The 13,497-nt window shown below is 71.6% G+C and carries 12 protein-coding genes and 1 riboswitch; of the genes, 6 read left to right on the forward strand and 6 right to left on the reverse strand.

Going from position 1 to position 13,497, the window contains the following annotated elements; all coding sequences use genetic code 11:
* The first annotated feature begins 3 nt into the window (after positions 1-3).
* Together nifJ and R0145_RS15700 are read left to right on the forward strand one after the other, a co-directional pair.
* Positions 4-3,597, forward strand: coding sequence for a pyruvate:ferredoxin (flavodoxin) oxidoreductase (gene nifJ, locus R0145_RS15695; protein WP_317837823.1), 3,594 nt, complete (start codon positions 4-6; stop codon positions 3,595-3,597).
* A gap of 1 nt (position 3,598) precedes the next feature.
* On the forward strand, positions 3,599-4,612 hold the full coding sequence (locus tag R0145_RS15700; RefSeq protein WP_317837824.1) for a dihydroorotate dehydrogenase-like protein: 1,014 nt from the start codon (positions 3,599-3,601) through the stop codon (positions 4,610-4,612).
* A gap of 29 nt (positions 4,613-4,641) precedes the next feature.
* On the opposite strand, the gene R0145_RS15705 is transcribed toward R0145_RS15700, so the two are convergent.
* The 3 genes from R0145_RS15705 to R0145_RS15715 all read right to left on the reverse strand — a co-directional run bounded on the left by R0145_RS15705 (position 4,642) and on the right by R0145_RS15715 (position 7,461).
* Positions 4,642-5,397 (reverse strand): hemerythrin domain-containing protein, encoded by a 756-nt coding sequence (locus tag R0145_RS15705; protein WP_317837825.1) that lies wholly within the window; start codon positions 5,395-5,397, stop codon positions 4,642-4,644.
* 127 nt (positions 5,398-5,524) lie between these two features.
* Positions 5,525-6,565: an NAD(P)-dependent alcohol dehydrogenase gene (locus R0145_RS15710; protein WP_317837826.1), complete on the reverse strand. Its 1,041-nt coding sequence runs from the start codon at positions 6,563-6,565 to the stop codon at positions 5,525-5,527.
* A gap of 83 nt (positions 6,566-6,648) precedes the next feature.
* The gene (locus tag R0145_RS15715; protein WP_317837827.1) at positions 6,649-7,461 is read right to left on the reverse strand and encodes a helical backbone metal receptor; all 813 of its coding nucleotides are present in this window, start codon (positions 7,459-7,461) and stop codon (positions 6,649-6,651) included.
* A 92-nt stretch (positions 7,462-7,553) separates the two neighbouring features.
* Between R0145_RS15715 and R0145_RS15720 the strand changes: the two genes are divergently transcribed.
* Positions 7,554-7,802 (forward strand): RNA-binding S4 domain-containing protein, encoded by a 249-nt coding sequence (locus R0145_RS15720; protein ID WP_317837828.1) that lies wholly within the window; start codon positions 7,554-7,556, stop codon positions 7,800-7,802.
* 51 nt (positions 7,803-7,853) lie between these two features.
* Here R0145_RS15720 and R0145_RS15725 read toward each other — a convergent pair whose 3' ends face one another.
* On the reverse strand, positions 7,854-8,225 hold the full coding sequence (locus R0145_RS15725; protein WP_317837829.1) for a hypothetical protein: 372 nt from the start codon (positions 8,223-8,225) through the stop codon (positions 7,854-7,856).
* Positions 8,226-8,370: 145 nt separating this feature from the next.
* Between R0145_RS15725 and R0145_RS15730 the strand changes: the two genes are divergently transcribed.
* A complete protein-coding gene (locus R0145_RS15730; RefSeq protein WP_317837830.1) occupies positions 8,371-9,102 on the forward strand; it encodes a response regulator transcription factor in 732 nt (243 codons plus the stop codon).
* Positions 9,095-10,846 (forward strand): HAMP domain-containing sensor histidine kinase, encoded by a 1,752-nt coding sequence (locus R0145_RS15735; protein WP_317837831.1) that lies wholly within the window; start codon positions 9,095-9,097, stop codon positions 10,844-10,846. Before R0145_RS15730 ends, R0145_RS15735 begins: the two co-directional genes overlap by 8 nt.
* A 5-nt stretch (positions 10,847-10,851) precedes the next feature.
* On the opposite strand, the gene R0145_RS15740 is transcribed toward R0145_RS15735, so the two are convergent.
* Positions 10,852-11,751 (reverse strand): DUF4031 domain-containing protein, encoded by a 900-nt coding sequence (locus tag R0145_RS15740; protein WP_317837832.1) that lies wholly within the window; start codon positions 11,749-11,751, stop codon positions 10,852-10,854.
* A 27-nt stretch (positions 11,752-11,778) separates the two neighbouring features.
* Entirely contained in the window at positions 11,779-12,549 is a 771-nt protein-coding gene (locus R0145_RS15745; RefSeq protein WP_317837833.1) for a sulfite exporter TauE/SafE family protein, read from the reverse strand.
* Positions 12,550-12,574: 25 nt separating this feature from the next.
* A riboswitch (cobalamin riboswitch) is annotated at positions 12,575-12,706 on the forward strand.
* Positions 12,707-12,773: 67 nt separating this feature from the next.
* On the opposite strand from R0145_RS15745, the gene R0145_RS15750 reads away from it, so the two are divergent.
* A complete protein-coding gene (locus R0145_RS15750) occupies positions 12,774-13,463 on the forward strand; it encodes an SCO2322 family protein (protein WP_317837834.1) in 690 nt (229 codons plus the stop codon).
* Positions 13,464-13,497: the final 34 nt, after the last annotated feature.

Below are 13,497 nucleotides of genomic sequence, written 5' to 3' on the forward strand. Positions count from 1 at the left end.
GCCATGCGCAAGATCATCGACGGTAACGAGGCCGCCGCCTCGGTGGCCTACCGACTCAACGAACTCTGCTCCATCTACCCGATCACCCCGTCCTCGACGATGGCCGAGCTGTGCGACGAGTGGTCGGCGCGGGACCTGCGCAACGTCTGGGACACCGTGCCCAGCGTGGTCGAGATGCAGTCCGAGGGTGGCGCCGCCGGCGCCATGCACGGCGCCCTGCAGGGCGGTGCGATGAGCACCACCTTCACCGCCTCCCAGGGCCTGCTGCTGATGATCCCGAACATGTACAAGATCGCCGGCGAACTGACCTCCACGGTCTTCCACGTCGCCGCCCGGGCGCTCGCCACCCAGGGGCTGTCGATCTTCGGTGACCACCAGGACGTGATGGCGGTCCGGCAGACCGGCTTCGCGCTGCTCGCCTCCTGCTCCCCGCAGGAGGCCCACGACATGGCGGCGATCGCCGAGATCGCCACCCTGCGCTCGCGGGTGCCGTTCCTGCACTTCTTCGACGGCTTCCGGACCTCCCACGAGCTGAACACCGTCGAGATGCTCTCCGACGAGGAGCTGCGGTCCCTGGTGCCCAAGGAACTCGTCCGCGAGCACCGCCGCCGCGCCCTCGACCCGGAGCACCCGTTCATCCGCGGCACCGCGCAGAACCCGGACGTCTACTTCCAGGCCCGGGAGTCCGCCAACAGCTACTACCAGGCGGTGCCAGGCATCGTCACCGAGGCACTGGACGAGTTCGCCGCCCGGATCGGGCGCCGCTACGGCCTGGTGGAGTACACCGGGGCACCCGACGCCGACCGGGTCCTGGTGCTGATGGGCTCGGCGGTGCACACCGCCCGGGCCACCGCCGAGTACCTCAACGCGCACGGCCAGAAGGTCGGCGTGCTCAACGTCCGCCTCTACCGGCCGTTCCCGACCGCCGAGCTGCTCGCCGCGATCCCCGCGACCGCGCAGCAGGTCGCGGTGCTGGACCGCACCAAGGAGCCCGGCTCGAACGGTGAGCCGCTGTTCCTCGACGTGGTGACCGCACTCGGCGAGGCGTACGCCACCGGCGCCCGCGCCACCATGCCGAAGGTGCACGGCGGCCGCTACGGCCTGGGCTCGAAGGACCTCACCCCGGCGATGCTGGTCGGGGTCTTCGACGAGCTGGCCACCGACGACCCGCGGCCGCGGTTCACCGTCGGCATCGACGACGACGTCACCCACCTGTCGGTGGCGTACGACGCCGATCTCGACATCGAGGACCCGCAGACCCGCCGCGCGGTGTTCTACGGCATCGGCTCCGACGGCACTGTCGGCGCCAACAAGAACACCATCAAGATCCTCGGCGCCGACCGGGACCGCTACGCGCAGGGCTACTTCGTCTACGACTCGAAGAAGTCCGGGTCGCGGACCACCTCACACCTGCGCTTCGGGCCGGCGCCGATCGACGCGCCGTACCTGGTGTCCAAGGCCGACTTCATCGGCATCCACCACTGGTCGATCCTGGAGAACGTCGACACGCTGGCCTTCGCCCGCCGCGGCACCGTGCTGCTGTTGAACAGCCCGTACGGCGTGGACGAGGTCTGGGACCGGCTGCCGAGGCCGATGCAGGAGACGATCCTGGCCAAGGACCTCGAGGTGTACGTCATCGACGCCACCGCGGTGGCCCGCAGCGCCGGGATGGGCAACCGGACCAACACCGTCCTGCAGGCCTGCTACTTCGCCATCTCCGGGGTGCTGCCGAAGGACGAGTCGATCAAGCGGATCAAGGACTCGATCACCAAGACCTACTCCCGCAAGGGCGAGGAGGTGGTGAAGAAGAACCACGCCGCGGTCGACATGGCCGTCGAGCACCTGCACAAGGTGACCATCCCCGGCCGGGTCACCGCCGACCACGGGCTGCGCAACCCGATCCCGGCCGACGCGCCGGAGTTCGTCCGCACCGTCACCTCGGTGATGATGGCCGACCGCGGCGACACCCTGCCGGTCAGCTCACTGCCGGTGGACGGCACCTACCCGTCGGGCACCACCCAGTACGAGAAGCGCAATGTCTCCGAGATCGTCGCCGAGTGGGACCCGGAGACCTGTATCCAGTGCGGCAACTGCTCGATCGTCTGCCCGCATGGCGTGATCCGGTCGAAGTTCTACGCCCCCGAGCTGCTGGAGAACGCCCCGGCGGGCTTCCAGTCCGCGGAGCTGGCCGCCGCCGGCCTGCCGAACACCCGGTTCACCCTGCAGGTGTTCGCCGAGGACTGCACCGGCTGTGGGTTGTGCACCGAGGCCTGCCCGGTCTCCCCGCTCGGCCAGCCGCAGAAGAAGGCGATCAACCTCTCTCCGGTGCTGCCCCGGCTGGCGCAGGAGAAGGAGAACATCGAGTTCTTCCGGACGCTGCCGACGAACAACCGCACCCGGGTGGACTTCGGCACCGTCCGCGGCACCCAGTTCCTGGAGCCGCTGTTCGAGTTCTCCGGCGCCTGCAGCGGCTGCGGTGAGACGCCGTACGTGAAGCTGCTCACCCAGCTCTTCGGTGACCGGGCGACCGTCGCCAACGCCACCGGCTGCTCCTCGATCTACGGCGGCAACCTGCCGACCACCCCGTGGGCGAAGAACGCCGAGGGTCGCGGCCCGGCCTGGTCGAACAGCCTGTTCGAGGACAACGCCGAGTTCGGTCTGGGGCTGCGGCTGGCCGCGGACGTGCACACCGCCCAGGCGCGCAAGATGACCGGCGAGCTGCGCGAGCTGGCCGGCGCCGAGTTGGTCGACGGGCTGCTGGAGGCACCGCAGTTCAGCGAGTCCGACTTCGCCGCCCAGCGTGCCCGGGTGAACCTGCTGAAGGCCCGCCTGGACGAGTTGGAGGACCGCGGCCTGGACGGCTACCACCAGGAGAAGGTCAACAACCTGCGGTCGGTGGTCGACCACCTGATCCGCCGGTCGGTGTGGATCGTCGGCGGTGACGGCTGGGCCTTCGACATCGGGTCCGGCGGTCTGGACCACGTGCTGGCCTCCGGGCGCGACGTCAACATCCTGGTCCTCGACACCGAGGTCTACTCCAACACCGGCGGTCAGGCCTCCAAGGCCTCGCCGCTGGGGGCGGTGGCGAAGTTCGCCACCGCGGGCAAGGTGACCCAGTCGAAGGATCTGGCGATGCAGGCGATCGCGTACGGCAACGTGTACGTCGCCCGGGTCGCGATGGGCGCCGATCCGCAGCAGACGCTGAGGGCGTTCCGTGAGGCCGAGGCGTACGACGGGCCGTCGCTGATCCTGGCCTACAGCCACTGCATCGCGCACGGTATCGACATGCGCAAGGGCCTCGACCAGCAGTACCTGGCGGTGAACACCGGCCACTGGCCGCTGATCCGCTACAACCCGGTGATCCGCGACGAGGGCGGCAACCCGTTCCTGCTCGACTCCCAGCGCCCGCGGGTCCCGCTGCGGGAGTACCGCACCAAGGAGCTGCGGTTCCGGATGCTGCAGAAGTCCGACCCGGCCGAGGCCGAGCGGCTGCTCACCCTGGGCCAGGAGGCGGCCACCCGTCGCTGGCAGTCGTACGAGGAACTGGCCACCCGCGGCGCCGACCGGTTCGCCGCGGACGCACGGAAGGGACTGTGAGATGAACCTCCGCACGACGTACCTGGGGCTGCCGCTGCGCAACCCGCTGGTCGCCTCGGCCGGCCCGCTGTCGCAGACGGTGGACGGGATCAGGCGCCTCGCCGACGGCGGTGTCGGCGCGGTGGTGCTCTACTCGGTGTTCGAGGAGCAGATCCGCCGTCAGGCCGAGATCGACGAGGCGCTGGAGGAGCAGCACGCCGACGCGTTCGGGGAGGCCCTGTCGTACTTCCCCGAGCTGCCCGGGACCGACGGCGGCGACCTGCCCGCCGACTACCTGCGGCTCCTCGAGGAGGGGGCGCAGGCGACCGGGGTGCCGATCATCGGGTCGATCAACGGGTCGACCCGGGGCGGCTGGACGCAGTACGCGCGCCAGCTGCAGGACGCCGGCGCGGCCGCGATCGAGCTCAACATCTACTTCGTGGTCGGTGACCTGTCGCTGTCCGGCCGCGAGGTCGAGGAGCGGCACCTGGACATCGTCCGAGCGGTGAAGCAGGCGGTGTCGATCCCGGTCGCGGTGAAGCTCTCGCCGTACTTCAGCTCGGTCGGCAACATGTGTCGGCAGCTGGCGGAGGCGGGCGCGGACGGTCTGGTGCTGTTCAACCGTTTCCTGCAGCCGGAGATCGACATCGACGCCCTCGACGTTGAGCCCGAGGTCGAGCTGTCGTCCCAGTACGAGGGCCGGCTGCCGCGCACCTGGATCGCCGCCCTGCGCGGCGGCCGGGTGGGCTGCTCGCTGGCCGCCACCTCGGGCGTCCGCGACGCCGACGACCTGGTCCGCTACCTGCTCGCCGGGGCCGATGTGGTGATGACCACCTCCGCCCTGGTGCGCAACGGCACCGAGTACGGCCGGCAGCTGCTCAACGGCCTGGAGGACTGGATGGCCGCCAAGGGCTACGAGTCGCTCGACGACTTCCGCGGTCTGCTGGCGGTCCGCCACGACGACGAGAACGCCTACCAGCGCGCCGGCTACATCACCGCGCTGCAGAAGGCGAAGAGCACCTACGGGTCGTTCTGAGCGCACCCGGTGGATCCGGCCGGCGCCGATCAGCCGCGGCGCCGGCCGATCGCGTCCGCCGGGGCCAGCAGACCGTCGAACGCCTCCCGGGCCTCGATCCCGAGGGCCGGCACCCCCAGAGCAGCGGTCCCGCCCCAGAGCACCGAGCGCCGACGCCCGTACGCGGCGGCATGCAGAGCCACCAGGGTCTCCTCCAGCACGAACGGGATCCCGGCGCGGAACCAGGCCTGGTCCTCGGGAGTCTGGTTGTCGAGGATGAAGGGTCCGTTGGCGGCGAGGATCTCGTGCGGTTTGTGCCGTACCCAGGCGGCGAGGGTGAGCCGGCGCCATTCCTCCTGGGAGAGCAGCCGGGTGACGTGGACCATCAGTTCTCGCTCCTCGCGGGCCAGGTGCACCAGCAGTGGCTGCTCGACAGCGACGACGACGCCCAGCGCCTTCTCGGCGGACGACTCACCTGCCTCGAGGTCACGACCGGTCCCCGCCATCCCGTCCACCGCCCAGGTGATGGCATCGTGCTGGCCGGCGAGATCGTCGATCAGATCCTGCAGGCCGGGGTCGCGGGCCAACAGGTCCGGATGGATCATCCGGTCCTCCCCCCGGTGGTGGTAGCGGACGAACCGGGCGAGGAACTGCAGGTGAGCACCCAGTGTGCGACGGCGACCGCCGTCGATGTGGTCACCGCCCTCCTGCAGCAGGAGGCGGCAGCGGACGAGGTCCCGGCGGATCGCGGCGTGCACGATGGCCATGTCCCGGGGGTGTGCCGCGGCGTGGGGATCGAGCTTCATGGCGGGCCTCCCGCCCGGTGTCGTCCACGAGGTCGGTGCCGCGAGGGAACGAGCCGGCACCCGGGCCGGCGGGACTACAAGATCGTGTGACGTACGTCACCAAGCCGGCCCGGTTCTCACCATACTCTCAGAGAGTCGACGCGTCGATCGCGAAGCGATACTTCACGTCGGACCTCATCATCCGGTCGTACGCCTCGTTGACCCGGTCGGCGGGGATCACCTCGACCTGGGCGCCGATCCGGTTCTCGGCGCAGAAATCGAGCATCTCCTGGGTCTCCGCGATGCCACCGATCAGCGAGCCGACGAAGGAACGGCGATGGTTGGTGAACATCCGCACCGGCGCCTGGAAGGGCTGCTGCGGCAGCGCCACGTTGCACATCACTCCGTCGACCCGCAGGGTGTTCATGTACGCGCCGAAGTCCAGCGGGGCGGCGACGGTGTTGAGGACGAAGTCGAACCGTCGGCGGGCCGCGGCGAGGGCGCCGTCCTCCGCGGTGGCGACGTAGTCAGTGGCGCCGAAGCGGAGGGCGTCGGCCTTCTTGGCGGGGCTGTGCGACAGGACGGTGACCTCGGCCCCCATCGCCGCCGCGATCTGGACGCCCATGTGCCCGAGCCCGCCCATGCCGACGACGGCGACCCTGGTGCCCTCGCCGACACCCCAGTGGTGCAGCGGGGAGTAGGTGGTGATGCCGGCGCAGAGCAGCGGCGCGGCGTTCTCTTGCGGCAGGGTCTCGGGGACGTGCAGGGTGAAGGCCTCGCGGACGACGATCTGCTGGGCGTATCCACCCTGGGTGTACTCACCGTCGGGCATCGTCTGCCCGTAGGTGAGGACCCGACGGTCACAGAACTGCTCCTCACCCGCCAGGCAGTACTCGCACTCGCCACAGCTGTCGACCATGCAGCCGACGCCGGCGACATCCCCGACCTGGAACTGGGTCACCGCCTCGCCGATCGCCGAGACGACTCCGACGATCTCGTGCCCGGGTGCGAGCGGCCACTGCCGGTCGCCCCACTCCCCGGTGACCGTGCTGACGTCGGAATGGCAGATGCCGCAGTAGGAGATGTCGAGTTGAACGTCGTCGGGGCGCAGCTCGCGACGCTCCACGGTGAAGGGCTCGAGCGGTCTGCCGGCGCCGGGGGCTCCCCAGGCACGTACGGTGGTGGACATGTGACCTCCTGTCGATGCGGACACTGCGCAGGGTAGTCACGCAGGGGGACAGACCCAACGTCGGGGGCCGGCGATGGGCAGGCTCAGCGGCGCCAGGGCGCGAGGACGTCCTCCAGGTACGCCCGCGCACCGACCATCGCCGGGCCGTACCAGGTGATCGCACGGCCATCGACGCAGACGGTGGGCACCGCATCGACCCCGCCGCGGAACGTCTCCGGTCCATCGTCGGGACCGAAGGCGTACGGCTCATCGGGCAGCACCACCAGATCCGCCGCCGCCCGGATCGCCGCGACCTCGACGTGGGGATAGCGGTCGACCGCGTCGCCGAAGGCGTTGTCGAAGCCGAGTCGGTCGAACAGGTCGGCCGGGTACGTCCGGGGGCCGACCACCATCCACGGGTCGCGCCAGATCGCGATCGCCACCCGTGGTCGCGCGCCGGAGGGCCGCCCGGCGGGCACCGATCCGACCTCCCACGCGCGGGCCGCCTCGACCAGCCACCCGGGCTCGCCCACCCCGAGGCCCTCCGCGAAGAGCCGTCGCATCGAGGTGATCGCCTGCTCCACCGACTCGATCGCCGTCACCCAGACGGGGATCCCGCGCTCCCGGAGGCGGTCGACGTCGAGGCGACGATTCTCTTCCTGATTGCAGACGACGAGGTCCGGCTGCAGCGCGGCGATCGCGGCGCGGTCGGGGTTCTTGGTGCCACGCACCCGCGTCACCCGCAGGTCCGTGGGCCGGATGCACCAGTCGGTCGCACCGACCAGGCGGTCGGGCAGCGTCGTCGCGATCGCCTCCGTCAGGGACGGCACCAGGGAGACGATCCGCTGTGGTCCTCCGGCCGGGACCCGTACCGGCGCACCGAGGTCGTCGAGGAAGGTACGCTCTGCGGCGGTCATGCCCTGCAGCCTAGTCGGGGCGCCGTCTCCCCCGCGTGCAGCATGTCCTCTCTCGCGTGCAGCAGGCCGGGGACACCCGCCACAATGGGCGCATGAACACACCTGACCAGCCGAGACCTGGCGACGAGCCCGCCGCGGAGAGGATCCGCCTCGGCCAGTTCCTCAAGTGGGCCAACCTCACCGAGTCGGGCAGCGAGGCACGCGACCTCATCCAGGCCGGTTACGTACGGGTCGACGGTGAGGTGGAGACCCGCCGCGGACACCAACTCAACCCCGGCCAGCGGGTGACGGTGGCCTACCCGGGCGAGGACGAGGTCACGGTGGTCGTCGAGGGCCGCTGAGCGTACGCCCGCCGCAGCGGCGGAGCAGCCACGGTGGGCGACGCGGGACGGCTACGCCTCGACGGACCCGGCCTCGGTCGCGCCGGGCCGATCGGTCGCCTCGGCGGCCGCCAGGTCGGGTCCGGCGACGGCGACCGCCTCGTCGTCATTGCCGAGCACCCCGGTCCGACGCAGCCGGTCGACGTACTGCTTGGCCTCGGCGAGCCCCGTCCCGGTCCGTTCCCGGTAGAGCATCACGGCGTCGATGTAGCTGCGGTGGACCAGCGCATCCTGCACCGCCTCGTCCAGCGACTTCGCCGCCGCCTCGCGACCGGCACGATCCGACAGCCAGGCGACCTGCTGCTCCAGTTCGTAGACGCGGTCGCGCAGGCGCTCGATCTCGGCACGTACGTCGAACATCTCTCCGGGACCAGAAATCTCCACGGGCCTACAGTAGAGGGGGTGGGGTGCCGCCGGTACCCTTTCGGTCAGTGTCGGCGGCACGCGATCGCCCGGACACACACCTCACTCACAGCTGGCATACAGGGTTATTGCCCCCACCCATCGAACGGCGTGGCAGTCTCTGACTATGACCGACCGTTCCCACGGCACCCTCTCCCGCCCCGACGGCTCCCCCATCCGCATCCTCGCGGTGGACGACGAGCCGGCTCTGACCGAGCTGCTGTCGATGGCCATGCGTTATGAGGGATGGGAGGTGTGGACCGCCGCGAGCGGTCAGGAGGCCGTGCAGGTGGCCCACGACATCCGTCCCGACGCCGCCGTGCTCGACATCATGCTGCCCGACTTCGACGGCCTCGAGGTGATGCGGCGGATCCATGCCGACCAGCCGGGCCTGCCGGTGATCTTCCTGACCGCCCGTGACGCGGTCGCCGACCGGATCGAGGGTCTCACCAGCGGCGCGGACGACTACGTCACCAAACCGTTCAGCCTGGAGGAGGTCATCGCCCGACTGCGCGCCCTGCTGCGGCGTACGGGTGCCTCGCAGGCGATCAACGCGTCGACCCTCGTGGTCGGCGACCTGACCCTGGACGAGGACTCCCACGAGGTCACCCGCGGGGGTGACTCCATCCACCTCACCGCGACCGAGTTCGAGCTGCTGCGCTACCTGATGCACAACCCGCGCCGGGTGCTCAGCAAGGCTCAGATCCTCGACCGGGTCTGGAACTACGACTTCGGCGGGCAGGCCAACATCGTGGAGCTCTACATCTCCTACCTGCGCAAGAAGATCGACGTCGGGCGCCAGCCGATGATCCACACCCTGCGCGGCGCCGGGTACATGTTGCGCCCGGCCGATGAGTGAGCTGCCCGCGCTGCCGCCGCAACCTCCGCCGACGACCTCCCGGGCCCGCGGTCGGCCCGCCTGGCCCGACCGGCGCGGGCGGCCGCGGATCCGTCGCCCACGGGCCCGCGGTGTCCGGTCCACCGGAGCCGTCCGGGAGACACCCGGCGCCGCCGCCCGCCCGGCCCGCGCACTGGAGGGCACCGCCTCCCACCGGCTCACCGCCGGGCCCCTCCCCGCCCGCGGCACCCTGACCCGCCAACTCGTGGTCCAGGTCAGCGCCATCATCGCGGTGGTGGCCATCGCCCTCGGCTTCGTCACGACGCTCATCGCCCAACGGGTGCTGATGCGTCAGCTCGACGACCGCCTCACCGCCGTCCTGACCCGCCAGCAGACCGCGGCGACCACCTCCGGTCAGGGGTTCGCGGGTGGCATCGACCTGCCGGGACAGCCCATCGGCACCGTGGTGGTCGTCATCACCGATCAGGCCTCCCCGACCGGTACGGTCACTCCGGTGGCCCAGAACGGTGTGCTCACCCCGGACGGATTCCGCCCGGTGCCCAGCAACGCGGCCCTGCGGACGCTCTACAACCTGCCGGTCGGTTCCGGCGCCCACAGCGTCGACCTGGAGCTGCTCGGGGGCTACCGGGCGATGGCGGTCCAGAACGGTCAGGACCGCGTCATCGTCGGTCTGCCGCTGACCGAGACCCGGACGGCGGTGGCCACCCTGGTCTGGACCGCGACGATCCTGTCCCTGCTGGCAGTGGCCGCCAGCGTCATCACCGTGTACGTGGTGGTGGTGCGCAAGATGCGCCCGCTCACCGACCTGGCCGCGGTCGCCCGCCAGGTGTCGGCGATGCCGCTGAGCGAGGGCTATGTCGACCTCGGCCCCCGCGTCCCGCCACCGCGCTCCCCCTACGCTGCAGAGGTGACCGACGTGGGGGAGGCGATCAACCAGATGCTCGGGCACGTGGAGTGGGCCCTGCAGGCCCGGCAGGTCTCGGAGTCGTGGGTCCGCCGGTTCGTCGCCGACGCCTCGCACGAACTGCGCAACCCGCTGGCCGCGATCCGCGGCTACGCCGAACTCACCCGGCGGGAGCGGGACGCGATGCCCCCGCAGACGGGCCGTGCCCTCGACCGGATCGACGCCGAGGCGGAGCGGATGTCGGCCCTGGTGGAGGACCTGCTGCTGCTGGCCCGGCTGGACAGCAAGGCCACCCCGGCGCACCAGCCGGTCGACCTCACCGAGATCGTCGTCAATGCCCTGGCCGACGCGCAGGCGGCCGGCCCCGACCACAGCTGGTCCCTCGACGTCCCGACCGAGCCGGTGATGGTTGTCGGCGACCGCCACCAGCTCCACCAGGTGGTGGCGAACCTGCTGGCCAACGCGCGGACACATACCCCCTCGGGCGCTCGGGTGATGGCCGGCCTGAGCGTCGCGTTCGCGGCAGCCCGACCAGGTCAGCGGGAGGCGGTCGTCACCGTCCACGACAACGGCCCGGGGATCCCCAGCGCGATGATCGCGCAGGTCTTCGACCGGTTCGTCCGGGCCGACTCCGCCCGGGCCCGGATCCGCGACGCCTCGGCCCCCAACGGCAGCACCGGTCTGGGCCTGTCGATCGTCGCGGCCGTGGTCACCGCCCACCGAGGCCAGGTCACCGTGACCTCGCGCTGCGCCGACGACCTCACCGGGCCGGAGGCCGAGCAGGCCGACACCTGGACCACGTTCACCGTACGGTTGCCGCTGGCTCCCGTCGCGGACTGACGGGATCACCGACCCCGCAGCCGGCGCTGTTCCGCGGCGAGGTTGGCGCGCGCCGGGTCGGTCCACCAGGCCCGGGCGGGGCGCGTACGGTACAGCGGATCGAGCCCGCCCAGCTGCTGCAGCACAGCGAGCCGGCCCCGGCGGTAGTCCTCGGCCGGGACGTCGGAGTACTCCGCGCGGACCTGCCGGGAGTACTCCAGGTAGCGCGCCTCGTCGACTCCGAGGATGGCCAGGTCCCCGTCGAGGAAGACGTTGCCGGCCGGGTCGTCGTCGCCGGGCCGGTGGGTCGCGGTGAGCCGGACCAGACGGGCCACCTCCTCGGCCTCGCGGGCCGGGACCAGCCCGTCCAGGGACCGCTCCGCGAGCACCGCGGAGGCCTCCTCGTCCTCCCCCGGCCGGCCCTCGTACACCGCGTCGTGGAACCAGGCGGCCAGCCGGAGCGTACGCCCCGGATCGGTGCCGTGGCGCAGGTCGTCGACCACCGCGGCCATCGCCCGCTGCAGCTCCGCCAGATGCTGCGGGGTGTGGTAGCGCCGGTGCGGCTCCGACCAGCGGGCCAGCAGGTCCTCGCCGAGGTCGACGGCCCGGGGCAGCAGCGCCGCCCACTCGGCCCGGAGCCGGTCGTCGCGGCGGCGGGCGGCGGCGAGCGCCTGCGGTTTGGTCCGCCGCAGCCCGGCCCGGCGCAACGCCCGGACCACCTCGGTCGGGCTGACCTCGCGCGCCCCGGCGGCGACGGCGTCGGCGTAGCGGGAGGCGGGCAGGTCGTAGTGGTCCCGGTCGAAGGCCCGCGCGGGCAGGCCGAGCAGATCGGCGAAGCCGTGCAGTTCCGCCAGCGAGGTGTCGGACACCAGGTGGGCGAACAGGGTGCCGTGGGCGGGCCAGTGCGGGGGGTCGACGAGGAGCATCGGAGTCAACCTACCCGCCCGCCCCGCTCAGCTGAACCAGACCAGCTTCACCACCGCCACCGCGCTGACCAGCACGATGAACACCCGCAGCAGGGTCGGCGAGAGGCGGCGACCGATCCGCGCCCCCAGCCAGCCGCCGCCGAGGGCGCCGATGGCGAGCAGCCCAGCCACCGCCCAGCGCACCTGGTGCCAGGCGACGATCAGGAACACCAGGGCGGCGAGGAAGTTCGCGGCCGGGGCGAGGATGTTCTTCACCACATTGATCCGCAGCAGGGACAGGCCGGTCAGCGCGCTGAGCAGACCGATCAGCAGCACGCCCTGGGCGGCGCCGAAGTAGCCGCCGTACATCCCGGTGAAGAGCGCGCCGACCAGCAGCCCGATCCGTCGGCCGCCGGTCAGCGGGGCGTCGGCGTGGTGGGCGCCGATCCAGCCGTTGATCCGGCGGCCGAAGATCACCAACAGGGCGGCGATGACGATCAGCACCGGCACGATCGCGGTGAACGCCTCCGGCGGCAGGACGAGCAGCAGGCCGGCGCCGAGGGCCGAGCCGAGGAGCTGCAGCGGCAACATCAACCGGACCACCGGCCACACCGCAGTCATCTCGTCCCGGGCGCCCTGGGCGGCGGTCAGGCCGCTGAAGCTCAGGCCGAGACTGTTGGAGATGTTCGCCGCGACCGGCGGGTAGCCGAGGAACAGCAGGGTCGGGAAGGTGATCAGGGTCCCGGACCCGACCACGGTGTTGATAGTGCCCGCGGCGAGGCCGGCCACGATGATCACGATCGCGTCGAGGGGTGCCACCGGGCCACGGTAGACCATCTGTCGCCACATGTAGACTCATCCCTCGGAAGACCCACGTTCCGGGGAAGCCGGTCGGACGCCGGCGCTGACCCGCAACCGTAGGCCCCGCCGCCGGCGGGGCGAGCCGGAGGACCGGATCGGGGGCCGCTCATCAACTCGTCGTGGACTGCGAGAGAGCCGGCCGGCCGGGCCTGCGCGCATCCACCGCGTCGCCAGGAGGCCCGATGCCCGTACGTCACCGTCCGTCCCTTCGCCGCTGGGCGCTCGTCGCGCTCGCCGCGGTCGCCCTGCTGGTGGCCCCGCTCGGCAGCGGCGTGGCCCGCGCCGAGGACGGCTACCGGTACTGGGGGTACTACGAGGCGGACAACGGCCAGTGGACCTTCTCCCAGTCGGCGCCGGGCACCACCACCCCGGCCGACGGGTCGGTCCAGGGCTGGCGGTTCGCCGTGGCCGGCAGCACCACCGCCCGCCCGCCGCGGACCATCCCGCCGTTCAACGAGATCTGCGGCAAGGTGCGCCCGGTCGACGGGCAGAAGCGGGTCGGGCTGATCATCGACCCGGGCACCGCCGACGACGCCCCGCAGGGCGCCACCCCCGGCCAGGTGACGGCGACCTGCGTGGTCGTCCCGACCGCCGCGACCGGCACCCAGGTGCTGCAGGCCGCGACCACCGTACGGACCGACTCCTCCGGGATGATCTGCGGGGTCGCCGGCTATCCGGCCACCGGCTGCGGTGACCCGGTGGCCGACATCACCGTGCCCTCGACCGAGCCGGCCGTCGTCGCCTCGCCGACCGCCGCGGCCGGCGATGTCTCCCACGGCACCCCGGTGTGGGCCTGGATCACGGTCGGCGGCATCGTCGTCGTGCTCGCCGGCGCCGGCGTCGTCGTCGCCCGCAAGCGGCGGACAGCCTGACCCCCGGTCGACTGACCCTCCCGATCGACTCCAC

The sequence above is a fragment of the Raineyella sp. W15-4 genome (assembly GCF_033170155.1).
Lineage (GTDB): Bacteria > Actinomycetota > Actinomycetes > Propionibacteriales > Propionibacteriaceae > Raineyella.

Coding starts and splice junctions, on each gene's coding strand:
- R0145_RS15735 (WP_317837831.1), top strand. CDS start 9,095: ATGAGTGAGCTGCCCGCGCTGCCGCCGCAACCTCCGCCGACGACCTCC.
- R0145_RS15720 (WP_317837828.1), top strand. CDS start 7,554: ATGAACACACCTGACCAGCCGAGACCTGGCGACGAGCCCGCCGCGGAG.
- nifJ (WP_317837823.1), top strand. CDS start 4: ATGCGCAAGATCATCGACGGTAACGAGGCCGCCGCCTCGGTGGCCTAC.
- R0145_RS15730 (WP_317837830.1), top strand. CDS start 8,371: ATGACCGACCGTTCCCACGGCACCCTCTCCCGCCCCGACGGCTCCCCC.
- R0145_RS15740 (WP_317837832.1), bottom strand. CDS start 11,751: ATGCTCCTCGTCGACCCCCCGCACTGGCCCGCCCACGGCACCCTGTTC.
- R0145_RS15700 (WP_317837824.1), top strand. CDS start 3,599: ATGAACCTCCGCACGACGTACCTGGGGCTGCCGCTGCGCAACCCGCTG.
- R0145_RS15715 (WP_317837827.1), bottom strand. CDS start 7,461: ATGACCGCCGCAGAGCGTACCTTCCTCGACGACCTCGGTGCGCCGGTA.
- R0145_RS15705 (WP_317837825.1), bottom strand. CDS start 5,397: ATGAAGCTCGATCCCCACGCCGCGGCACACCCCCGGGACATGGCCATC.
- R0145_RS15750 (WP_317837834.1), top strand. CDS start 12,774: ATGCCCGTACGTCACCGTCCGTCCCTTCGCCGCTGGGCGCTCGTCGCG.
- R0145_RS15710 (WP_317837826.1), bottom strand. CDS start 6,565: ATGTCCACCACCGTACGTGCCTGGGGAGCCCCCGGCGCCGGCAGACCG.